Source organism: Sphingosinicella sp. CPCC 101087, assembly GCF_004151485.1.
Taxonomy (GTDB): Bacteria; Pseudomonadota; Alphaproteobacteria; order Sphingomonadales; family Sphingomonadaceae; genus Allosphingosinicella.
The window spans coordinates 301,367-324,614 of record NZ_SBFF01000002.1 but is presented as its reverse complement, the minus strand read 5'-3'; the positions used below and the strand labels follow the sequence as shown (position 1 = coordinate 324,614).

Sequence of the window (23,248 nt, the reverse complement as noted above, 5' to 3'; positions counted from 1 at the left end):
GACAATTGGGCGCCACCGGGAGGGACGCTGATGGCGCAGCGGACCCTCGAGGTCCGGGCGGAGAAGCTTCGGCTCGCCGCGCCGTTTCGGATCTCGGGCTATGTGTTCGAGGCGACCGACGCGATCGTCGTCACCCTGACCGAGGGTCCGCACCACGGTCGCGGCGAGGCGTCGGGCGTTTATTATCTCGGAGACGACCTCGACCACATGCTCGGCGAAATAGAGCGATACCGCGAGGCGATCGAAGGCGGGGCGGATCGCGCGGACCTGCGCGCGCTGATGCCGGCCGGTGGCGCCCGAAACGCGGTCGACTGCGCCATGTGGGAGCTGGAGGCGGCGCAGGCCGGCCGCGCCGCCTGGGAGCTGGCGGGCCTTCCCTCGATGAAGCCGCTGGTCACGACCTTCACGCTGGGAGCCGACGCGCCCGAAGCCATGGCGGCCGGAGCGCGAGGTCATGAAGGTGCCAGGGCGATCAAGATCAAGCTTACCGGCGAGCTCGACCTCGATCTGGCGCGCGTGAAGGCGGTGCGCGATGCGCGTCCCGACGTATGGATCGGCGTCGACGCCAATCAGGGCTTTGCCCGCCGGGACCTCGACCGCCTGGTCTCCGGGTTGATGGACCAGCGCGTGTCCCTGCTCGAGCAGCCGCTCGCCCGGGGCAGCGAGGCCGATCTCGAAGGTTATCGGTCGGCAATCCCCATCGCGGCCGACGAGAGCGCGCTCACGCTGGCCGACATACGCGGCCTCCCCGGCCGGTTCGACATCGTGAACATCAAGCTCGACAAGTGCGGCGGCCTTACGGAGGGCCTGATGATGGCCGAGAAAGCGCGCCGGCTCGGCCTCGGCGTGATGGTCGGCAACATGGTCGGCACCAGCCTCGCCATGGCCCCGGGCTTCCTGCTCGGCCAATTGTGCGACTATGTCGACCTGGACGGGCCCATCTTCCTCGCCGCCGACCGAAGCCCGAGCGTCACCTATCGGGACGGTGAGATCTTCTGCAGCGACGAAGTTTGGGGCGGCGGCGCAAGGGTCGCGGCGTGAGCGACGCCGGGGCGGCGAGTCACCGCCCGCAACATCCCGGAGAACTGACCTGGTTCGGCCAGCCGCGCGGCCTCACCATCCTGTTCCTCACCAACATGTGGGAGACCTTCTCCTACTACGGCATGCGGGCGCTCCTGGTCTATTACATGACCCGATCCCTCCTGCTCGAGCAGGAGGCCAGTTCCCTCATCTACGGCTTCTACACCGCCTTCGCCTATTTCACGCCGATCGTCGGCGGCACGATCGCCGATCGCTGGCTCGGCAAGAGGCGGGCCGTGATCTCCGGCGCGACAATCATGGCGGCGGGCCATTTCATGATGGCGTTCGAGCCGGCTTTCTACTTCGCGCTGGCGACGATCGCGCTCGGCAACGGGCTTTTCCTCCCCACCCTGCCGAGCCAGATCAACGATCTCTATTCCGCGGGCGATCCGCGCCGGCCCTGGGCCTACAATGTCTATTATGTCGGCGTGAACCTGGGGGGATTCCTGGCGCCCCTGATCTGCGGCACGCTGGGCGAGCTATATGGTTGGCACTGGGGCTTCGGGGCGGCCGGTATAGGCATGCTCGTCGGCCTGCTCATCTATGTCGCGGGAGGCAAGTATCTGCCGCCCGAGGCGCCGCGGGCGGCAGCCAGGCCGGCGCAGCCGGCGCCGGTTCCGACGGGCAGACAGGTCTATGCACTGCTGCTCGCGGTCGGCCTCGCGGTTACCGTGTTCCGGGGCGCCTACGAGCAGGTCGGCAACACGGTGGCGCTGTGGGCGGCCGAAGGCGTCGATCGCGCCGCCGGCGCCTTCACCATTCCGATGACCTGGTTCCAGTCGCTCAATCCGCTGCTGGTCATCCTGTTAACGCCTGCCCTGCTCGCCCGCTGGAAGCATCGGGCGGCGGCCGGGCGCGAGCATTCCACGATGCAGAAGATGGCGATCGGCGCGATCATCGTCGCGTCCGCTTATGCCCTGCTGGCCGTCGCCTCCGCCCTTGCGGGGGATGGGCGGGCGAGCTGGCTTTGGCTGGCAGGCTTCTTCCTCATCTTCACCCTGGGCGAGCTCTACATCCTCCCCAACGGACTAGGGCTGTTCGCGCGGCTCGCGCCGCCGCGGTTCGGCGCGACGACCGTCGCGGCCTGGTTCCTCGCCATCTTCGCAGGCAGCCTTACGGCGGGACTGGTCGGCACCCTTTGGAGCGTCATGAGCCAGGCATCCTTCTTCGTCCTGCTCAGCGTCATTGCGAGCGCCGCAGCGGCGCTGCTCCTCGCGCTCGACCGCCCGGCGCGACGGGTGCTGGCGTCTCGCGAAACGCGCGATGCGGTGTCGCCCGAGCCGATGATGCGCAGCGGCAGGTGACCGCCGGAAGCGTTTGACAATTCTCTGCTCAGGATCCTATTGTCCCAACGAGATATAGAAACGCCGAGGGAGGAACGATTGGCCGGGATGAATCCGAATCGGCGTCGGCTACTAATGGGCGCGGCCGCGACCGGACTGCTTGCCTTCCCGATGATCAATATCGGCCGCTACGCCGTCGCCGGCGCCAGCGAGCGGACCTATTCCGCCCGCGCCATCGCCCTGGTCGAGCGCTCGCTCGTCGTCGACATGCTGTTCGTGCCGCGGATCGACTTCAGCCCTGCCGGCCACAGCCGACCGCTGTCGGCGCAGGAGATCGCCGACTTCCGGGCTTCGGGCATCAACGTCATGCACAATGCGGTCGGCGTCGGCTCGCGCTCCAGCGCGCTCGAGTTCCTCGCGGCGCAGCAAGGCCTGGCCGGCCGGCATCCCGATCTGTTCGAGCTCGTCGATACGGCCGAGGACCTCGACCGGGCCAATGACGGCCGCAGGATCGCGATGATCATGGGCCTGCAGAACGCGTCGCCATTCGAGAGCATCGAGGACGTCGCCACTTTCCACAGCCTCGGCCTGCGTTGCGCCCAGCTCACCTACAACAATCAGAACCGGATCGGTTCGGGCAGCACCGACCGAGCCGACGGCGGCGTCAGCAGCTACGGCGCGGAGATCGTCGCGGCCATGAATGCCGCGGGCATGCTCGTCGACGTGTCGCATTGCGGCGACCGCACGACCCTGGACGCGATCGAGCTTTCGCGGCAGCCGATCGCGATCACTCACAGCAACTGCCGCGCGCTCGCCGAGCATCCGCGCAACAAGAGCGACGAGGCGATCCGCGCGCTCGCCGCCAAGGACGGGGTGATGGGCATCACCGGCGTGCGCATGTTCGTGCGCACCGAGGAGCCGACCGATATCGGCCATATGGCCGACCATATCGAGCACGTCGCGCGGCTGGTCGGGATCGAGCATGTCGGCATCGGGTCGGACGCCGATCTCAACGGCTATGACGACATGCCGCCCGATCAATATGAGCAGCTCAAGGGGGCCTACACCTCCGCTTACGCCTTCCGCGAGAAGATCGACACCGACGGCTTCGATCATCCGCGCAAGGTCTACGACCTGACCGAGGAACTGATCCGGCGCGGCCACAGCGACGCCGACATCGCCTTGATCCTCGGCGGCAATTTCCGGCGCCTGCTCGGCGCCGTCTGGGGGGCGCGACAGCCGGCCGAGGCGCCGGCTTAGCCATTCCGGCCGCCGGCAGGCGGTCGGGGGGAGGCATGGTCCAGTGAGCACCGACCAGACATAGGTCGGGCTCCCGGGACGAACGGGAGAAGGGGTATGGGCAAGGGTCGCTTCATGGGCGCGTCGGCGGCAGCGCTCGCCGCGCTCGCGGTCGCCGGTCCTGCACGGGCGCAGGACGCTCCGGTGCAGCAGGAGCAGCAGCTGGCGCAGGAGGAGAACCAGCAGGAGATCCTCGTCACCGTGCAGCGGCGCGAGCAGGCGCTGGCGGACGTGCCCCAATCCGTCTCCGTGGTCGGAGATGAAACGCTCGAGCGCCAGAGCGCGACGAGCTTCATCGACTATGCCCCGCTCATTCCCGGGCTCAACATCACCCAGGAGAATCCGGGCGAGTCGCGCGTCATCATCCGCGGCATCAACACCAATTCCGTTGGCGCGACGGTCTCCATCTATGTCGACGACATCCCCTTCGGATCGAGCGGCAGCCTGATCAATGCCGGCTTGCTGGCGGGAGACTTCGACACGTTCGACGTCGCACGGGTCGAGGTGCTACGCGGGCCGCAGGGCACGCTCTACGGGTCCAACGCCCTGGGCGGGACGCTCAAGTTCGTCACGGCCCAACCCGAATTCGACACCTTCGCGGCGCGCGCCCAGGGCGGCGTCGAATTCGTCGACGAGGGCGGTACCGGCTGGTCCGGCAATGCGATGGTGAACGTCCCGCTCGCCGAGAACCTGGCCTTCCGCGCTAGCGGCTTTTATCGGCGCAATGCCGGTTACATCGACGCGGTGGGCCGCACCGGCGAGAATATCAACGATTCCGCCAGCTATGGCGGACGCGCCTCGCTCCTGTTCGAGCCTACCGACAATGTGTCGATCAGGCTCATGGCGATTGCGCAGAATATCCGCGTCGACTCGCCTTCCTCCTTCGAAGCGGATCCAATCACCCTGGAGCCGGTCGACGTGCTGACCGGCCTGCCGAGCGACGAGCGCACACGCTTCGAGCGCATCGCCGAACTGAACGATGTCGACTATCGGCTCTACAATGCCACGCTGAACTGGGATCTCGGCTTCGCGAACCTGACTTCCGCGACGAGCTACGGCACCCTGGACCAGCGCCAGCTGAACGACATCAGCGACGGCGGTGAACGGGATCTCGCCAATGGCCTCTATGCGCCGACGGCGCCCGGGACGATCGGGCTGGCCTTTCACAACAATACCGATTCAGAGAAGTTCACCCAGGAGCTGCGGCTCGCATCGCCCAATTCGGACCGGTTCGAATGGCAGATCGGCGCCTATTACACGAAGGAGGAGGCGCTTCTGTTCCAACGCTTTCAGCCCTTCTCGCTGGCGACACAGGAACTGCTTCCAACCGCGTTCGACCTTGGCGGGGTGACGATTCCGGAGCTCGTCCTCGTGACCCTCGAATCCAGCTATGAGGAGATTGCGGGATTTGCGAGCGCGACCTGGTATATTTCCCCGCGATTCGACATCACCGCCGGCGGCCGCTTCAGCCACAACAGCCAGGATTCCGAGCAAACGTCGCTCATCGTCGGCACGCCCCAGAATTTCACCGGCCAGTCTTCGGAGGACGTCTTCACCTGGTCGATCGCGCCTCGCTACGAGATCAACGATCATGCGTCCGTCTACGCGAGAGTAGCCAAGGGATACCGCCCAGGCGGCCCGAACGCCGTTCCGCCCGGTGCGCCGCCGGAATTCCTGGCTTCGTTCGAGGCCGATACATTGGTCAGCTACGAAGTCGGTTTCCGTGGCCAGACCGTCGACAACAGCTTCAGCATCGACGCCTCGCTCTATCGGCTCGACTGGGACAACATCCTGATCAACACCGTCTTCATCGATCCCAATACCGGAACGCAGTTCGGGGCCAACGGCAACGGCCGGCGGGCGCGAAGCGTCGGCGCCGACATCACGGCCATCGTGCGGCCGATGCGCGGACTGCGTGCCGTCGCAACACTCGCCTTCACCGATGCCGAATTGCTCGACGACACCACTCCGGCTCCCGGCGTTCCGAACCTGACCGGCGGTCTTGCCGGCGACCGGCTCCCCTACACGCCGGAAATCTCGGCCAACCTCGCCGTCGACTATGAATGGGCGCTCTCCAGCTCCGCCGACGCCTTCGTCGGCGCCAACGTTCGCGCGGTGAGCGACCAGGCCGCAGGGTTCGACCAGCAATATCGTGCCGCGTTCGGCCGGCGGCTCATCATCGACGGCTACGAAACGGTCGACTTGCGCGCCGGGGCCTATTTCGGTCGCTATACGCTGACTGTGTATGTGCGCAATCTCACCAATTCCAACGGGTTGACCAGCGCCGGCGGCTACCCACGGCAGATTCCGCCGGTCGTAGGAGGGACCGATCTGCCGTTCGCCACCGCCGCCTCGATCCGTCCGCGCACGATCGGCGTGACGGTCGGCGCAACCTTCTGATCCTCCGGCTGCTCCGCCCCTTCGAAAGGCTCTATGTGCTGTACGATCGTCTCGACCACCGGCGGAAGCAGCTGAGCAGCAGGGCGCCAGGGCTCGATCTGCCCTCACCCTATCTCCTGTTCCTCGGCGACGCCGTGGACGCAGGCTATGCGAAGACAGCCTTCGGCCTGCGCGACTGGGCGCCGGAGAAGTGCATCGGCGAACTTGCCTTGCCGGCCGCCACGGTGACGACCGGCCTGCCCCGGCTTTCCCCGGCCGAGGCGGCGGCGGCGGGCGCCAGATCGATGGTGATCGGAATCGCCAATTCGGGCGGAGTGATCGCGCCTCAGTGGATGCCGGCACTGCTCGATGCGCTAGACGCCGGGCTCGACCTGGTCAGCGGCATGCACAACCGCTTGAACGACGACGCCCGGCTGGGCGAGAAGGCGGAAAGGCTCGGCCGCAGGCTGATCGACGTGCGCACGCCACCTGCCGAGATCCCGGTGGCGACCGGGGAAAAAAGAAGCGGCAAGAGGCTGCTCACCGTCGGCACCGACTGCGCGCTGGGCAAGAAATATAGCGCGCTGGCGATCGCGCGCGGCTTTGTCGGGCGCGGCGTGCGTTCGGATTTCCGGGCGACGGGGCAGACCGGCATCATGATTGCCGGCGGCGGCATTCCGATGGACGCGGTGGTAGCCGATTTCGCTGCCGGCGCAGCGGAGATGCTGAGCCCGGCCGCCGATCCGGGACATTGGGACGTTATCGAGGGCCAGGGCTCGCTCTTCCATCCGGCCTATGCCGGAGTCTCGCTGGCGCTGCTGCACGGCAGCCAGCCGGACGTGATCGTCGTCTGTCACGACGCGTCGCGCCCCACCATGCTCGGCCATCCCGATTTCCCGCTTCCGCACGTCGCGGAGGTGATCGAGCTCAATCTCCGGCTCGGCTCGAGGACGAACCCGGCGATCCGCTGCGGCGGCGTGACGTTCAACACGGCGGCGCTCGAGCCGGACGAGGCCGAAGCGATGCTCGCCCGCGAGGCCGAGCGGCTGGGCCTTCCGGTAGCCGACCCCATTCGCGGCGGGTCACGTTTCGAACGCCTGCTCGACAGCTGCCTCGGCTAATGGCGAGCGGGACGTCAGCACGGTCTACCTGGTTCCAGCGCTTCCTGCTGCCTGCTCTGGCCTTCAAGGCGGTGGTGATCGGCGGCGGCTACGCCACCGGCCGGGAAATTGCCGAATTCTTCCTCACCGTGGGCCCGATCGGCGGCCTCTACGGCATACTCCTCGCCATGGCGCTGTGGAGCGCCGTCTGCGCCCTCACCTTCCTGTTCGCTCGCGCCTTCGCCGCCACCGATTATCGCGCCTTCTTCAGGGCCTTGCTCGGCCCCTTCTGGTTCCTGTTCGAGATCGTCTACGTCCTGCTCATGGTCCTGATCCTGGCGGTGATGGCGGCGGCGGCGGGAAGCATCGGCGCCGCCTTCGGCCTTCCGCACTGGGCCGGAACCGCCGCCCTGATGGCGGCGATCGTCGGGGTAACCGGCTTCGGCACCGCGGCGGCGGAGCGGATGTTCCGCTTCTCGTCCGCCTTCATCTATCTCGTCTACGGCGGCTTCCTGGTCCTCGCCCTGGCGAGCTTCGGCGGGCGGATCGCACCGCAGTTCGCGGCAGCCGAGGCCGGGCCGGCGGCCGCCTGGATCGCCGGCGGAGCAACCTATGCGGGCTACAATCTGGTGGCGGCGGTCGCCATCCTCCCTTTCCTTCGCCATCTGACCAGCCGACGCGACGCCGTCGCAGCGGGCCTCCTGTGCGGTCCCGTCGCGATGCTGCCGGCCCTGCTCTTCTTCCTGTGCATGGTCGCCTTCTATCCCGAGGTCGGCGGTGAGGCCCTGCCCTCCGATTTCCTGCTGCGCCGGCTGGAAGCGCCCTGGTTCCACCTCCTGTTCCAGGCGATGATCCTATGCGCCTTGCTCGAGACCGGCGTCGGAATGGTCAATGCGATCAACGAGCGGGTGGCGGCGAGCCTGGAGCGTCGCAGGCAACGGTTCGGCCGGGCGCAGCGGCTCGCCTTGAGCGCCGCCCTGGTGATCGGCTCGGGCGTGGTCGCGGCCCGCTTCGGCCTCATCGACCTGATCGCCCGTGGCTACGGCGCCTTCGGCTGGATCATGCTCGCTTTGTTCGTGCTTCCGCTCGCCACGATCGGCGTCGCGCGTCTGATGGCGCGCAAGGGCGGCGAACCGGAGAGGGGAGAAGCTCATGCGGCCTAGTGTTCGTCGTCGCCGAGGTGCCCCCGCGGGCGCAAGGCTCCTTCTCGCCCTCGTTTTCCTTTTCGCACCTGTCGCCGCCGCGTCCGAGCCGCCCGCGGGCTTGGCCCAGCGAGTCGAGGCATTGCGGGAAGCGCTCGGCGTGCCGGGGGCGACGTTCGCGATAGTCGAGGATGGACGCACCACGTTCGCCCGCGGCTTCGGAGTCACGGACCTTTCCGCGCCGCAAGCCGTGAATGCCGACACGCTGTTTGCCACCGGATCCACCGGAAAGGCCTTCACCGTCGCTGCGCTCGCCTTGCTGGTCGATCAGGGAAGGATCGGCTGGGACGACCGGGTGATCGACCATATGCCGGATTTCCGGATGTGGGATCCGTGGGTCACGCGCGAGATGACGGTCCGTGACCTGCTCGTCCACCGAAGCGGTCTCGGGCTCGGCGCCGGCGACCTCCTGTTCGTGCCGCGCAGCGACCTTTCGCGCGAGGAGACGGTGCGCCGATTGCGCCACATCCGGCCGGCGACGAGCTTCCGCAGCGGCTATGCCTACGACAATGTGCTCTACATCGTTGCCGGGCAGCTGATCGAGGCGGTCACCGGACGCACGTGGGAAGAGTTCGTCCGCGAGGACGTGATGCGCCGGATCGGCATGCGCCGGTCGACCGCGAGCGATGCACAACTGCTTGCCGAACCCAATCGGGCCCGTCCGCACGCCCGGCTGAACGGTGCGATCCGCGGCACCGGAGACCAGGTCCCGCTCGACGAAAGACTGAACGTCGCGCCCAATGCGGCGCCGGCCGGCGGCCTGGCGATCAGCGCCGACGAGATGACCCGCTGGCTCGCCGTACAGCTCGCGCGAGGTGCCCTTCCCGAGGGGGAGCGCCTGTTCAGCGAGGCGGCGTCTCGCGAGATGTGGACCCCCGTCGTGCTCCAGCCGGTGGCGGAATGGCCGGCCAACCTTGCTGCGACCCAGCCGAACTTCTCGACTTACGCGCTGGGCTGGGACGTGCAGGACTATCGCGGCGCGCGCCTGGTCTGGCACGGCGGGGCGGTGTTCGGCTCGCTCGCCGCCGTCGCCTTGCTGCCCGACCGCAATGTCGGCCTGTTCATCGCGGTGAACAGCGAAGAAGGCGAGATGGTGCGCGGGCTGATGTACGAGCTGCTCGACCATTATCTCGGCCTTCCGCATGCAGGCTGGCCCGAGCAGCTGCGCGACTTCAAGCGGGCCCGAACCGAGCAGGCGATAGCGGCGTTGCAGGCGCCGGCAGCAGCGCCCGCCGAAGTCGGCCCTTCGCTTCCACTCGCCCGCTACGCCGGCGACTTTGCGGATCCCTGGTACGGCACGATCGGCATCAGGGAGGCCGGCGGCCGACTTACGGTTTCCTTCCCGCACGCATTCGGGCTCTCGGCCGAGCTCGAGCACTGGCAATATGACACGTTCCGGACCCGCTTCGACGATCCGAACATGGAGCCGGCCTACGTGACCTTCCAGCTCGACGCCGACGGCAAGGTCGAGCGCATCACCATGCGCGCCGTCTCGCCGCTCGCCGATTTCAGCTTCGACTATCACGACCTTCTGTTCACGCCCGTCGCCCAGGGAGGGGATCATGCCGCGCCTTAGGATCGGGATCGAAGCCGGACGGACTTCCCAGCGAAGACCGCATGTGATGAACACGTACCCGATACGCCCGCGCCGGCTTCGGCGGGATGGCTCCCCCTGGGTTCGTCTGCTGGTGGCGCTGGCTCTTCTCCTGGCGCCTTCCTCCGCCCTCGCCGACCCGCCGGCGGATCTCGCCGAGCGCGTCGAGACCCTGCGCCAGTCGTTCGGAGTCCCCGGAATGACCGTGGCCATCGTCGAGAACGGCGAGACGACCTTCGCCCGCGGCTTCGGCCGGACGGAGCTGGAGGGCGGACGCGCCGTCGACGCAGACACCAATTTCGCGACCGGATCGACGGGCAAGGCCTTCACCTCCGCCGCATTGGCCATCCTTGTCGATCAGGGGCGGATCCGCTGGGACGATCGCGTGATCGATCATATGCCGGACTTCCGGATGTACGATCCCTGGGTCACGCGCGAGATGACGATCCGCGACCTGCTCGTCCATCGCAGCGGTCTCGGGCTCGGCGCGGGCGACCTCCTGTTCGTACCGCGCAGCAATCTCTCGCGTGAGGAAACGGTGCGCCGGCTCCGTCACATCCGCCCTGCGACCAGCTTCCGCAGTGCTTATGCCTATGACAATATCCTCTACATCGTCGCCGGGCAGCTGATCGAGGAGGTGAGCGGCCAGAGCTGGGAGCGTTTCATGCTGGAGCAGGTGCTGCGACCGGCCGGAATGAACCGCGTGACCGTCGACGGTTCGGGTCGCCGTGCCACCCGCAACCTCGCGCTTCCCCATGCTCGTCTCAACGGCCCGGTCCGCGGCCTCGGCGACCTCGTCGAGCTGGACGAATCCGCCGCCATCTCGGACAATGCGGCGCCGGCGGGCGGGCTCACCGTCAGCGCCAAAGACATGACGAAATGGCTCGCCCTCCAGCTCGCTCGCGGCGACCTCCCGGGCGAAGCTCGGCTGTTCAGCGAGGCGCAGGCGCGCGAAATGTGGAACCCGGCCGTGCTGATGCCGGTGCGGCCACTGCCCGGACCGCTCGCCGCGACGCAGCCGATGTTCAGCACCTATGCGCTCGGCTGGAACGTGCGCGACTATCACGGCCACCGCATCGTCATGCATTCGGGCGGAGTGTACGGTTCGATCGCGATGGTCGTGCTCATCCCGGAGCGCAACACCGGCTTCTACATCGCCTTAAACTCCGAGGATGCGGCGCTGCTGAGCGGACTCACCTACGAGCTGCTCGATCACTATCTCGGCGCCCCGCGCGCGGACTGGCCGGCGCATTTCAGAAGCTTCCTCGATCAACGCCTCGCCGCGGCGGCCGCTGCCCTGCAAGCGCCCGCGGCGCAGCCGGCCGAGGTCGGCCCGTCGCTCCCCCTTGCTCGTTATGCCGGCCGCTACACGGATCCCTGGTTCGGCACGATCGCGATCCGGGAGGAGGGAGGGACGCTCCACGTCGATTGGCCGCACTGGCCGGGGCTGACGGCAACTCTGGAGCATCACCAATATGACACGTTCCGCACGCGCTTCAGCGATCCCGCGGTTGAACCCGCCTTCGTCACCTTTGCGCTTGGGCCGAACGGAGATGTCGACCGCATCACCCTGCGCGCCGTCTCGCCGGCGGCAGACTTCAGCTACGATTATCATGACCTGCTCTTCACACCGGCCGATGAAGCCGAATGAGGCGGCACCAAGTTCCTGGAGCGGAAAGATGACGAGGCGGAGCTTCCGGCTTGCACTGATGTGGGCGGTGCTGAGCGCTCCCGGGGCGATCGCGGCCACACCTGTGCCCGCGCCGGCCTATGATCTCGTGATCCGCGGCGGCACCGTCTATGACGGTTCGGGCGGCGCGCCTTATGTCGGGGACGTCGCCGTCGAGAACGACCGCATCGTCGCGGTCGGTGAGGTCGACGGGACGGGGCGGCACGAGATCTCCGCCGCCGGAAAGGCCGTTGCACCCGGTTTCATCAACATGCTGAGCTGGGCAACTCGGTCGCTCCTCGAGGACGGACGCGCGATGTCCGACATCTATCAGGGGGTGACGCTGGAAGTGTTCGGCGAAGGCTGGACGATGGGGCCCGTCAGCGAGGCGATGCGGCACCAGATGCGGGAGGAGAATGAAGGCGCCTTCCCGGTGGTCTGGACGACGCTCGGCGAGTATCTCGACCACCTCGAGAATCGGGGCGTCTCGCCCAATGTCGCAAGCTTCGTGGGCGCTACGACGATCCGCATTCACGTGCTCGGGGAGGCGGATGTCGATCCGACGCCCGAACAGCTCGGTCGAATGCGCGCGCTGGTCCGCCAGGCCATGGAAGAAGGTGCGCTCGGGGTCGGATCGGCGCTCATCTACGCGCCGGCCAATTATGCCGAAACGCCGGAACTCATTGCGCTGGCGAGCGAGGCGGGCCGGTGCGGCGGCATGTACATCAGCCATATGCGGTCGGAAGCCGACGACATCGACGACGCCATCGACGAGGTCATCACCATCGCTCGCGAGGGGAACCTGCCGGCCGAAATCTATCATCTAAAGCTCGCCGGAACGCGCAATTGGGATCGGCTGCCGGAGGTCATCGCGCAAATTGAAGCAGCGCGCGCCGCCGGGCAGAGGATCACGACCAACATGTATCTCTACACCGCCGGCGGAACCGGCCTCGATGCGGTCATGCCGCCGTGGGTGCAGGATGGCGGCCGCGATGCGTTCCTGGCGCGGTTGCGCGACCCCGAGATCCGGGCGCGAGTGCTGGAGGCGATGCGCGCGCCGGAAAGCGATTGGGAAAATCTCCTGCGCGCCTCCGGCGGCGGCGAAGGTGTCCTGCTGGTCGAGGTGGAGAATCCGGCACTGAGGCCAATCCTCGGAAAAACCCTGGCGGAAGTGGCGGCAACGCGCGGGACGAGCGTGGAGGATACCGCCATCGACCTCGTGCTGGAGGACAGCCGGATCGGGGCCATCTATTTCATGATGTCCGAGGACAATGTCCGGCGTCAGACAGCATTGCCCTGGATGAGCTTCGGATCCGACGCCGCCGCCCCTGCCGCCGAAGGCGAGGCTCTCGAAAGCAGCGCGCATCCGCGCACCTACGGCAATTTCGCGCGGCTGCTCGGAAGATATGTCCGTGAGCAGCGGGCCCTGCCGCTGGCGCAGGCGATTCACGGGCTGACCGCGTTGCCCGCCTCCAATCTGGGGCTGCGCGATCGCGGCCGCCTCGCCGCCGGCAATTTTGCGGACATCGTGATCTTCGATCCCGAGGAAATCACCGACCACGCCACCTATGCCGAGCCGCACCGATATTCGACCGGGGTGAGCGACGTTTTCGTCAACGGCATCCAGGTAGTCGCCGGCGGGCGCCACACGGGCGCGACACCCGGCCGCGTCGTGCGTGGGCCCGGCTGGAAGGGTTGGCCGGACAGGGGCGCGTGCGGCCGGCAAGGCTGAACGGTTCCGGGATGCCTATGATCCATTGGAAAACGGAGAGACACGGGATGATCCATTTCGGGCGCAATCGGACGGCGCGGCGCGGCTCCCGCATCCTGCTTCTCGCGGCCGCTGCCGCGGCCCTGTCCTGGACCCCGGCCGCTGTCGATCCGATCTCTGCCCAGGCTCCCGCGGAGGCGGGGACTTTCGATTCCGCGCGATTGCAAGGCCTGGCCGATTTCGTCGACGGTGTCATGGCCGAGCAGATCGCGGCTCGCGAGGTCGCCGGAGCCGTCGTCACCGTTGTGCATGACGGGCGGATCCTGTTCACGCGAGGCTATGGTTTCGCCGATGTCGACGAGCGGCGCCCGGTCGACCCGATGCGCACGCTCTTTCGACCTGGCTCGGTTTCCAAGCTGTTCACCTGGACAGCGCTGATGCAGCAGGTCGAGCTCGGCCGCGTCGACCTCGATGCCGATGTGAACACCTATCTCGATTTCGAGATTCCACCGCACGGCGACCGGCCAATCCGCGTGCGCGACCTCCTGCAGCACACGCCGGGCATGAGCGACGTCGGCGGCATCATCACCCGCGACCCGGAGAAGGTCGCCGAATATGGCGAGTGGATCAAGGCGCACATACCCGCCCGCCTATGGGAGGCCGGAACCGAGATTGCCTATTCCAACTACGGCTCTGCGCTGGCCGGCTACATCGTCGAGCGCGTCTCGGGCGAGCCGTTCGCCGACTATGTCGAGAATCACATCTTCGCGCCGCTCGGCATGGCGTTGACGACATTCCGCGAGCCGCTCACCGGCGCGCTGCACGAACATATGGCCACCGGCTACGAGCTGGTCGACGGGCGGTTCATGGCCCAGCCCTTCGAGCTTATCGGCTCGATCATGCCTGCCGGCTCGTCGGCCGCGACGGCGCCCGACATGGCCCGTTTCATCATGGCGATGCTCGGCGGCGGGCAGCTCGGACCGGCGCGCATCCTCCGGCCGGATTCGGTCGCCTTGCTGTTCGGCGATTCCATCGCCAACGCGCCCGACCTTCCCGGGATGGCACACGGCTTCTACGTCATCCGGGAGGCCAATCCGCGGCTGGTCGGCCATGGCGGCAATACCGGCGACTTCCATTCCAACCTGGTGATCGCGCCTGAGCGGGGCTTCGGCTTCTTCGTGTCGACCACCGGAGGCCGGGCCAGCGGCGCGGGCAGGACCGACCTCACCAATGCGATCATCGGCCGGGTCTTCCCGCAGCAGCCGGCGCCACGTTGGACGGAGACGGACGATCCGCTGCCGCCGATGGGTTCCTATCGCGGCAACCGCCGCGATTACGGCCAGGCCGCCAAGCCCGAATATGACCTCAAGGTCTCGTTGCCGGAGCCGAATGTCGTCGTGGTCGAGAGCTTCGACGGAAAGACGGCGTGGGAGCAAATCGGGCCCTATCTCTACGAGCAGGTCACCGGCGCGCGCGAAGGAGGACCGTACAACAGGCTGCAATTCTACGGATTGCCCGACGATCCGCGCCTGTCATTCTCCTATGAGCCGTACCAGACCTATCGCCTCGTCGAGCCATGATCTTCGGCTCTGCGCAGTCCTCCGCAAGTTCTCGGTGCTTGCTGTAGTTGCGTACTCCATCCGCCATCGATATCAATCCGGAACAACTCCAGCAGGCGCATGCAGGCGATGGTCCTGGTCGGGAAATCAGAAATGCACGGCAGGGCTGGAGGATGACCAAGGCACAGCCGACGCTCGGCACGCTCATCCGTCAAATCCGCACAAGCCATTCTTGGACGCTGAAGGAGATGAGCGAGAAAGCAGGCATCCCGGTCTCGACGCTCTCGAAGGTGGAGCATGACCGGCTGACGCTCACCTATGACAAGCTTCAGCAGCTGAGCCGGCGCCTCAATATCAGTATGTCCGATCTGTTCGCCGAGAGCGAGGACCCGGTCGAGCGGCAGGTGATGGGCCGGCGCAGCATCGGCAAGGTCGACCGCGCCGTTCGCGTGAAAACGCCCAATTATGACTATCACTACCTTTGCACGGATCTTCGCCGAAAGCGGATGATTCCGATCCTGACCCGAATACGCGCAAAGAGCGTCGAGGCATTCGGAGAATTCGTCCGACATCAGGGCGAAGAGTTCATTTTCGTGATCGAAGGGCAGATCGAGGTACACACCGAATTCTATGATCCGGTCACGCTGGGTGAGCAGCAGTCGATCTATATCGATTCCACGATGGGGCACGCCTACATCGTCGCCGAGGGGTGCGAGGAAGCGCTAGTTCTGGGCGTTTGTTCGAGCGAGGAAGACGGGCTGATGGATTCACTCATCAACCTGCATGGAGATCGGTGATCTGGAGCGCGCCAACGAATTGAAGCAGAGCGCTTCCCGGCAACCCGGTCGTTCCGTGATGCAGGGAAGCGACAAAGACCGAAGTCGGATCCGGCCGGGGGATAGTCCATGAACTTCAGATGCCGCATTGCAAATCGCTGCATGGCCGGAATGGCTGCGCTGATGCTGGTCGTTTCCAGCCTACCGGCCAGCGCGCAGGGCATTTCGGATTTCAGCGATGAAGCGGTCGCGCGCGCCTTGGCCGAGCAGGCGGACGTGCGCATGATCGAGATGGTCCCGATGCGCGACGGCGTCCGGCTCGCCACCAACATCTACCTGCCCGGAAATGCGCGAGGTCCGCTCCCGACGATCTTCTGGAGGACGCCGTACAACGAGCTCTCCTACCAGGCCCGGACAAGCCGCCGGGCGCTCGAGGCCGTATCGAGGGGTTATGCCTTCGTCGTCCAGAACGAGCGCGGTCGCTATTATTCGGAAGGACAGTATGAGATTCTCGGCCACCCGCAGACGGACGGCTACGACGCGCTGACCTGGATCGCCGATCAACCCTGGTCAAACGGGAAGGTGGGCACGCTCGGCTGCTCTTCCTCGGCCGAATGGCAGCTTGCGCTCGCCGCGCAAAACCACCCTGCGCATGCGGCGATGATCCCGATGGCGGCGGGGGCCGGCATCGGCGAGGTCGGCCGATTCCACGAGCAGGGCAATTGGTATACGGGCGGCGTCCCGCGCACGTTGTTCTTCGTTTGGCTGTACGGCGTCGACAATCCCCTGCGCGCCCAGCTCCCGGGCGACCTCGACCAGCCGAGGATGGCCCGGATCGCGCGCTATAACGACCTCGCGGCGCGCAAGCCGGACGTCGAGTGGACGCGCCAGATCCGCCATCTGCCCGTCGCCACCCTGTTGGCCGACCTCGGCGAGCCTCCGGCGACGTTCGAAGAGCTGATCGCGCGCGCGCCAGCCGATCCGGCCTGGCATCGAGGCGGGCTGTATCACGACGATATGGGCTGGGGCGTGCCGGCGCTCTGGTTCAATAGCTGGTACGACGTCTCCATCGGACCGAACATGGAGCTGTTCAATCATGCGCGCAGCGTCGGCAGCGACCCCGAGGCGAGCGCCAACCAATATGTGGTCATCGGCCCCAACAACCATTGCCGCTTCGACGGACTGGGACCGGATTTCGTATCGGGGGACCGCAATCTGGGCGACGCCAGTTTCGACGTCGACCGCGAAGTCTACGCCTTCTTCGACCGATGGCTGAAGGGCGACAGCAATGCCTTTCCGCAATCCACTCCGGCGGTGCGCTATTTCGCGATGGGCGCCAACCGGTGGCAGTCCGCCACGCAGTGGCCCCCGGCCGGCGCCGAAGAGGTGCGGCTCTATCTTCGTTCGGCGGGTTCCGCGAACAGTCTTTACGGCGATGGCAGGCTGTTGGCCGAGCCGCCGCCGGACCGGGAGCCGCCGGACGCCTATGCCTACGACCCCGCCAATCCCGTTCAGACGATCGGCGGCGGCGACTGCTGCAATGGCGGCCTGGTGACCGCCGGCGCGTTCGACCAGCGCGCGATCGAAGCGCGCGACGACGTCCTGGTCTACACCAGCGAACCATTGACCGAGCCGATGGAGGTTTCGGGCTTCGTCGAGGCGGTGCTCAACGTCTCGTCCGACGCGAAGGACACCGACTTCGCGGTCAAGCTGGTCGATGTCGCCCCCGACGGGACCGCTTACATCCTCGGCGATACCATCATGCGCGCGCGATATCGCGACGGGTACGAACGGCCGCGGCTGATGGAGCCCGGGCAGGTCTACACGGTGAGGCCGACTCCGATCACCATCAGCAATACCTTCCTTGCGGGCCACCGCATCCGCATCGAGGTGACCTCCTCCAATTTCCCCAAGTTCGTGCGCAATCTGAATACCGGCGGGCCCAATGAAACAGAGACGCAGATGGTCGTCGCTCGCAATCAGGTCCATCATTCGGGTGATGCGGCCTCATACATCGTCCTGCCAGTGGTTCGGCCTTCCGAATAGAGCCGGCCGGCCTGACTCACCCCGCCCCTGCCCTGCCCTTTGCCGGCTGCGACCGACGAGGAGGAATAAGCACGACGCGATAATCGAATTGACAATGTTCTGAATAGGACCCTTCTGTCCTCAATAGGATCGATTGTCATTTGCGAGGTCGACTGGTGCAAAGGCGTGAAAGCGGACATGCTGTTCGAGACGGCGTGGGGAGAGCCTCTGGATTCGCGGCCGCGGCCTTCCCGGGGATTGTCTGATGGGCTTCGCCGCCAAGCCGGGTGCAGGGGTAGTCGAGAGCCGGCAGGACGACCTGGAAAAGCCGGGCGCGAATCCGCTGGTGCTGCCGCGCCCCTACCTCCTGTTCCTCGGGGCAGAGCGCGATCCCAGCTTCGCGAAGACCGCCTTCGGATTGAAGGACTGGGCCCCCGCCGACTGCGTCGGCGAATATGCCTATGGCGATTCGACTCTCGGCTTGGGCTTGCCCTCGCTGACGCCGCAGCAGGCTAGTCGCCGGGGCGCCCGCTCCATGGTGATCGGGGTGGCCAATGCCGGCGGAATCATCCTGGACGAGTGGATACCGCACCTCCTCGCCGCGATAGAGGCGGGCCTCCATATCGTCAGCGGCATGCATGCACGGCTCGGCGACGTTCCCCAGCTGAGGGACGCGGCGCAGCTCCATGGGGTCGAGCTCATCGACATTCGAAGCCCGCCGGCGAATATTCCGATAGGCTCGGGGCGGAAGCGGTCGGGCAAGAGGCTCCTCACCATCGGCACCGATTGCGCACTCGGGAAGAAATATACGGCTCTGGCCGTCGCCCGAGCCTTGAAAGCCCGGGGGCTGGATGTCGACTTCCGGGCAACCGGGCAGACCGGCATCCTGATCGCGGGCGGCGGAATGCCGATGGATGCCGTCGTTTCCGATTTCGAATCCGGCGCTGCCGAAATGCTCACCCCCGATGCCGCTCCCGGTCATTGGGATGTAATCGAGGGTCAGGGCTCGATCCTCCATCCCGCCTTCGCCGCCGTCTCCGTCGGCCTGCTTTATGGCAGCCAGCCGGACATCGTCATCGTGTGTCACGATCCGGATCGCGACCACCTTCTCGGATATCCGCATCTGCCGGTCCCGCGAATCGAGGAAGTGATCGAGGCCGCCCTCCTGTTGGGGCGGCGCGTGAATCCCGACATTCGCTGTGCGGGCATCAGCCTGAACACGGGGAGCCACGACGGAAGCGAGGCGGAACGACTGATGAAGTCCACGGCCGAACGCTTCGATCTGCCGGTGGCCGATCCGATCCGCGCCGGCGAGCGCTTCGAGGCGCTGGTCGACAATTGCCTAGCCTGAATCCGCGGATGCGGCCTCGGGCATAGCAGGCGGTGTCCCGCGTGTCGCTGGCCGCATAGAACCCCATCGTGACGGTGCCGATCACCTCCAGCGGCTCGGCGAGCCGCTCGGTCGAATAGACCAGGACGGCGTGCCTGAACCTCGTTGCGGTCTGCATCGAAGCTATTTCCATTGGCCCTGGGTCGTCTCGATAGCCTGAATGGGATCACGAGGACCCGTAGGAGACATTCAAACCGGCTCGTATTCCTACCATGCGAGGTTTTCAGCGCACGATGGTCTGCCTGCCGCGGCGCGTGGCACGCCTTGGCTCAATCCGTCACAGCTCGGGCCGAAAGCCACGATCCCGAAATATTGCAGGATCGTTGCAGAGAACCCACAGCCCGCATCTTTGCGCACGGAGGCGTTGACAAATTTCCAAATTGGCCGATTGTTTCTCCGTACAGGCCTATCCCGTCTCAATTGGGCCATCGTCTCGTGAATTGGAGCAAGCGGCTCCCACCGACGGCCGAGGCGGACAGGCGAAAGAAAATATCGCTCGCTGGGTGGCACTCTGACGCGCCAGCTTCATGGGGGAGAAGGAATATGTTTCTACGGCAGTTCGCGCGTCGCAATGTCCTGGCAGCGTCGGTCGCAGGCATCGCTCTGTGCGCCGCAAGCCCGGCCTACGCGCAATCGGCCCCCGCTGCGGCAGACGAAGCCGATGACCCGAGCGGCGAAGAGGCCATCGTCGTCACAGGCTCGCGCATCGAGCGCGCAGGCTTCGACCAGCCCACGCCGACCACGGTCGTCGGTGGCGCCGAGATCCAGCAATCCGCGCAGGTCAACCTCCAGCAGGCGCTGAACGAGCTGCCGCAGATGCGAAACTCGGTTTCGCCGAACCAGTCGATCGGCAACACGTCCGCCGGCACGGCGCCTGTCGAGCTTCGCGGCCTGGAAAGCGCCCGGACGCTCACTTTGGTCAACGGCCGGCGCTTCGTCGGCGATAACAATCTCAACTTCGTTCCGACCAACCTCGTCGAGCGCGTCGAGCTGGTGACCGGCGGTGCGTCGGCGGCCTGGGGCTCCGGCGCCGTGGCCGGCGTCGTGAACATCATCCTCAACGAAGATCTCGAGGGCCTGAGCGTAGGCGCGCAGAGCAGCATTTCCTCGCGCGGCGACGGATGGCGCTATGCGATCGACGGGTCGTTCGGCACCCACTTCGCCGGCGGTGCCGGTCACTTCATGATCGGCGCCGAATATTTGAAGGACGAGGGTATCGGCATCGAAGGCCGGCGCAGCCGTCCCTGGTTCGGCGCCGGTGTCGTCGACATCGGCGGCGGTCAGTTCGAGATACAGCCGGACGTGAACGATCTGGCGCCGATCTCCTTCGGAGGAACAGTCCTCAGCGGCGCTTTCGCCGGCCAGGTCTTCAATCCCGACGGCACTCTGCGTCCCGCCCAGCCTTCGGATTTCTTCAGTATCTACGACACGCTCATCGTCGCCAGCCCGCTCGAGCGCCTCGGCAGCTATGCGCGGCTGAGCTACGACATAGGCGAAGCGACCTTCTGGGTCGACGCGGCGTACGGCCGCTCCGATGTCAACCAGCCCTTCTTTCCGGACCCTGCGAGCCCGGTCCTGGTTTTCTCGGTGGCGGCGAACAACCCGTTCCTGTCGTCGCAGATCCAGCAGCAGCTCGCCGCGGCCGGAGAGCCGAGCTTCTTGGTCGGGCGCTTTTCCCGAGACACCTTCCTCTTCCAATTCGACGCGGTCCGCGAGACCAAGGAGATCGCCTTCGGCGTCGACGGCAGCTTCGGCGACGGATGGCGATATGACGCACATTTCAGCCACGGCGAGGTCGACAGCCGCCAGAGATTCGCCAATTCCTCTATCCCCGCCAACTTCCTCAATGCGATCAATGCCGTCGAAGTCGGCGGCCAGATCGTCTGCTCGGTCAACGCCGATGCGGATCCGGCCAATGACGATCCGGCCTGCGTTCCGTTCAATCCGTTCGGAGAGGACGCTGCCTCGCCCGAAGCGATTGAATATGTGCGCGGAACCCAGATGCAGGATGAAGTCACCAAGCTGGATTCCGCTGCCGTCCGGCTGCAGGGCGACCCCTTCTCCCTTTGGGCGGGACCTGTCTCGATCGCTGTCGGCGCGGAAGCGCGCTGGGAGGAGCAATCGCAGGAGATCGGAGAACTGGATGCGGCGGGAGTCTTCGGCACGCCCCTGTTCAACGATCCTCTCGAGGGCGGGTTCAATGTCAAGGAGGCCTTCTTCGAGACGCTGGTGCCGCTGCTGGACAGCGAGGAGGTCGATCTCGATCTGAACGGCGCCGCCCGCTATTCGGACTACAGCCTCAGCGGGGGCATCTGGTCCTGGAAGATCGGCGGAACCGCACGCCTGTTCAGGGACGTGCTACTGCGCGCGACCCGGTCCCGCGACATCCGCGCGCCCAGCATCGGAAATCTCTTCTCGGTCAGTTCGATCAACATCGCGCCGGTCGTCGACAATGACAGCGAAGGGCGCGACTCCAATCCGGGCTACGATCCGAACCCGAACGCGACGATCTTCAGCGGCGGCAATCCGGACCTGGTCCCCGAGGTCGCCAAGACCTGGACGGCGGGCGCAACCTTCTCACCCTCCTTCCTGCGCGGGTTCAACCTGTCGGTCGATTATTACGACATCAGCATCGGCAATGCGATCGCGACGCCAAACACGGCGGACATCACTGCCGCCTGCGCGGCGGGCGACCAGGATGCGTGCGACCGGGTCATCCGCGACGGCACGGGGACGATCACGACTGTCTTCGCCTTCGCCCAGAATATCGCCCGCTTCCAGACGAGCGGCTTCGACATCGAGGCGTCGTACCAGATGCCGATGTCCCGCATCGCGGACGTGCCGGGTACGCTGAGGCTCCGCGCCCTGGCGACCTATGTGGACAAGTTGGTCTTCGAGACCGGCGCGAACGTGCGGGATACGGCCGGCGATGTCGGTGATCCGGTGGCCAACGGCCTACCGAAGTGGCGCGCCAATTTCAGTGCCGCATACCAGACCGATTCGATCACGGTCGACGCCCGCATTCGCTATGTTGGCGGTGGTCAGTTCAATGACGAGTTGAACATCGTGAACGGCGACATCGGCGCGCGCACCTATGTCGATCTCGGCGCGGAGTTCAGGGTCATGGACAGGTTCACCTTCTTTGGAAGAGTGCGCAACGTGTTCGATGTGAACCCACCGCTGATCACGACGACGTACAACGCCCATTACGACGTCGTCGGGCGATTCTTCACCGTCGGCGCGCGTGTGAACTTCTAGCGCCCGGAGCCGAGGTCGGGAGCCATCGGTCCCGGCAATATCGACGGAAACAGGACCGGGCGGCGGCGAACGCATCACATGCGCCGCCGCCCCGGCGGCCATCTTCAGCGACGGTCTTACCGGGGTTCCGAGTTCAACCAGGCGGAAGAGAGTCGCGAGCCTGGGATCGGCGCCGAAAGAGGTCAAGGTCGACGGCCTGGTGGCATGCCTCGCTCGGTGCGCTCGTCCTCGGCCGCCATGACCGCCATCGCCATCAGCTTCTCGACGATCTCGTGGGAAAGCCGTGACGAGTTCGAATAGATCATCGCGTGCATCGCAAGCCCCGAGGCGACGGCGCTCGCCGCATCCAGCCGCTCGATGAGGCGATGCGTGGCGCGGCGGTCCAGTCCCTTCGCCTCGAAACTTCCCGCCAGAGTCTCTCTCAACTCCAGGCGCTTTTCCCGCACGAATTCCTGCAGGTCGCGATTGCGACAGACCTCCGCGGCGATTTCGAACATCAGGGCCAGGCGCTCACGCTCCCCCGAGCCTTCGGCCACGCGCTGCGTTATCAGTTGTGGCAAGCGGCCGAGATCGTTCGAAGCCTCTTCAAGCGCGAGAGCCGTCTGCCGGAGCTGAAGTTCGACGTCCTCGACGATAATCGCTTCGACGATCGCGGCCTTCGACTTGAAGAAGCGATAGAGAAGGCCGACGCTGACTCCCGCCTCCGCCGCGATCTGGTCGACCGTGGTCGCCTGCAGGCCGAACGTGCGAAAGCTCCGCTTGGCGGCTTCGACGATCTGGGCACGCCGCACCGCCGGGACCTCGCGTCGCCTCTTCCGACCGCCTGACATCTCTCCTCGCTCCAGCGCCATCACCCCTATTGGCGAGCAAGCGACCGCGAATGCAAGGCTTGCAGTATTTCCCTGGCGCAGTTAATGAGTGAG

General features: G+C 66.1%; 15 protein-coding genes. 14 read left to right on the top strand and 1 reads right to left on the bottom strand.

Annotated elements, in window-relative coordinates:
* Positions 1-30: 30 nt before the first annotated feature.
* From EKM57_RS04755 to EKM57_RS04690, 14 genes are all read left to right on the top strand, one after another.
* A complete protein-coding gene (locus tag EKM57_RS04755) occupies positions 31-1,041 on the top strand; it encodes a dipeptide epimerase (RefSeq protein ID WP_129791324.1) in 1,011 nt (336 codons plus the stop codon).
* Positions 1,038-2,384, top strand: a complete 1,347-nt coding sequence (locus EKM57_RS04750; protein WP_129791323.1) for a peptide MFS transporter — start codon at positions 1,038-1,040, stop codon at positions 2,382-2,384. The genes EKM57_RS04755 and EKM57_RS04750 overlap by 4 nt, the downstream gene beginning before the upstream one ends.
* Before the next feature lie 87 nt (positions 2,385-2,471).
* Complete coding sequence (locus EKM57_RS04745) at positions 2,472-3,623, top strand: dipeptidase (RefSeq protein ID WP_129791322.1); 1,152 nt, start codon at positions 2,472-2,474, stop codon at positions 3,621-3,623.
* A 96-nt stretch (positions 3,624-3,719) separates the two neighbouring features.
* A complete protein-coding gene (locus tag EKM57_RS04740; RefSeq protein ID WP_129791321.1) occupies positions 3,720-6,062 on the top strand; it encodes a TonB-dependent receptor in 2,343 nt (780 codons plus the stop codon).
* A 38-nt stretch (positions 6,063-6,100) separates the two neighbouring features.
* The gene (locus EKM57_RS04735) at positions 6,101-7,162 is read left to right on the top strand and encodes a DUF1611 domain-containing protein (protein WP_129791457.1); all 1,062 of its coding nucleotides are present in this window, start codon (positions 6,101-6,103) and stop codon (positions 7,160-7,162) included.
* Entirely contained in the window at positions 7,162-8,304 is a 1,143-nt protein-coding gene (locus tag EKM57_RS04730; protein WP_129791320.1) for a hypothetical protein, read from the top strand. Before EKM57_RS04735 ends, EKM57_RS04730 begins: the two co-directional genes overlap by 1 nt.
* A gap of 100 nt (positions 8,305-8,404) precedes the next feature.
* The gene (locus tag EKM57_RS04725) at positions 8,405-9,919 is read left to right on the top strand and encodes a serine hydrolase (RefSeq protein WP_371414117.1); all 1,515 of its coding nucleotides are present in this window, start codon (positions 8,405-8,407) and stop codon (positions 9,917-9,919) included.
* A 46-nt stretch (positions 9,920-9,965) separates the two neighbouring features.
* Positions 9,966-11,588 (top strand): serine hydrolase, encoded by a 1,623-nt coding sequence (locus EKM57_RS04720; protein WP_129791456.1) that lies wholly within the window; start codon positions 9,966-9,968, stop codon positions 11,586-11,588.
* 28 nt (positions 11,589-11,616) lie between these two features.
* Positions 11,617-13,338, top strand: a complete 1,722-nt coding sequence (locus EKM57_RS04715) for an amidohydrolase family protein (RefSeq protein ID WP_129791318.1) — start codon at positions 11,617-11,619, stop codon at positions 13,336-13,338.
* 47 nt (positions 13,339-13,385) lie between these two features.
* Positions 13,386-14,897, top strand: a complete 1,512-nt coding sequence (locus EKM57_RS04710; RefSeq protein WP_165357176.1) for a serine hydrolase — start codon at positions 13,386-13,388, stop codon at positions 14,895-14,897.
* A gap of 47 nt (positions 14,898-14,944) precedes the next feature.
* The gene (locus EKM57_RS04705) at positions 14,945-15,673 is read left to right on the top strand and encodes a helix-turn-helix domain-containing protein (RefSeq protein ID WP_243450886.1); all 729 of its coding nucleotides are present in this window, start codon (positions 14,945-14,947) and stop codon (positions 15,671-15,673) included.
* Positions 15,674-15,814: 141 nt separating this feature from the next.
* Entirely contained in the window at positions 15,815-17,698 is a 1,884-nt protein-coding gene (locus EKM57_RS04700; RefSeq protein ID WP_206185292.1) for a CocE/NonD family hydrolase, read from the top strand.
* A 244-nt stretch (positions 17,699-17,942) separates the two neighbouring features.
* Positions 17,943-19,028, top strand: coding sequence for a DUF1611 domain-containing protein (locus tag EKM57_RS04695; protein ID WP_129791315.1), 1,086 nt, complete (start codon positions 17,943-17,945; stop codon positions 19,026-19,028).
* 582 nt (positions 19,029-19,610) lie between these two features.
* A complete protein-coding gene (locus EKM57_RS04690; RefSeq protein ID WP_129791314.1) occupies positions 19,611-22,325 on the top strand; it encodes a TonB-dependent receptor domain-containing protein in 2,715 nt (904 codons plus the stop codon).
* Positions 22,326-22,507: 182 nt separating this feature from the next.
* On the opposite strand, the gene EKM57_RS04685 is transcribed toward EKM57_RS04690, so the two are convergent.
* Positions 22,508-23,176 carry a TetR/AcrR family transcriptional regulator gene (locus EKM57_RS04685; protein WP_129791313.1) on the bottom strand — a complete coding sequence of 223 codons (669 nt, stop codon included), beginning with the start codon at positions 23,174-23,176 and terminating at the stop codon, positions 22,508-22,510.
* Positions 23,177-23,248: the final 72 nt, after the last annotated feature.

What these genes read in the sequence shown, in the direction of transcription:
- EKM57_RS04755 (WP_129791324.1), top strand. Translation starts at nt 31, where the DNA reads ATGGCGCAGCGGACCCTCGAGGTCCGGGCGGAGAAGCTTCGGCTCGCC.
- EKM57_RS04745 (WP_129791322.1), top strand. Translation starts at nt 2,472, where the DNA reads ATGAATCCGAATCGGCGTCGGCTACTAATGGGCGCGGCCGCGACCGGA.
- EKM57_RS04740 (WP_129791321.1), top strand. Translation starts at nt 3,720, where the DNA reads ATGGGCAAGGGTCGCTTCATGGGCGCGTCGGCGGCAGCGCTCGCCGCG.
- EKM57_RS04730 (WP_129791320.1), top strand. Translation starts at nt 7,162, where the DNA reads ATGGCGAGCGGGACGTCAGCACGGTCTACCTGGTTCCAGCGCTTCCTG.
- EKM57_RS04720 (WP_129791456.1), top strand. Translation starts at nt 9,966, where the DNA reads ATGAACACGTACCCGATACGCCCGCGCCGGCTTCGGCGGGATGGCTCC.
- EKM57_RS04715 (WP_129791318.1), top strand. Translation starts at nt 11,617, where the DNA reads ATGACGAGGCGGAGCTTCCGGCTTGCACTGATGTGGGCGGTGCTGAGC.
- EKM57_RS04710 (WP_165357176.1), top strand. Translation starts at nt 13,386, where the DNA reads ATGATCCATTTCGGGCGCAATCGGACGGCGCGGCGCGGCTCCCGCATC.
- EKM57_RS04700 (WP_206185292.1), top strand. Translation starts at nt 15,815, where the DNA reads ATGGCCGGAATGGCTGCGCTGATGCTGGTCGTTTCCAGCCTACCGGCC.
- EKM57_RS04695 (WP_129791315.1), top strand. Translation starts at nt 17,943, where the DNA reads ATGGGCTTCGCCGCCAAGCCGGGTGCAGGGGTAGTCGAGAGCCGGCAG.
- EKM57_RS04690 (WP_129791314.1), top strand. Translation starts at nt 19,611, where the DNA reads ATGTTTCTACGGCAGTTCGCGCGTCGCAATGTCCTGGCAGCGTCGGTC.
- EKM57_RS04685 (WP_129791313.1), bottom strand. Translation starts at nt 23,176, where the DNA reads ATGGCGCTGGAGCGAGGAGAGATGTCAGGCGGTCGGAAGAGGCGACGC.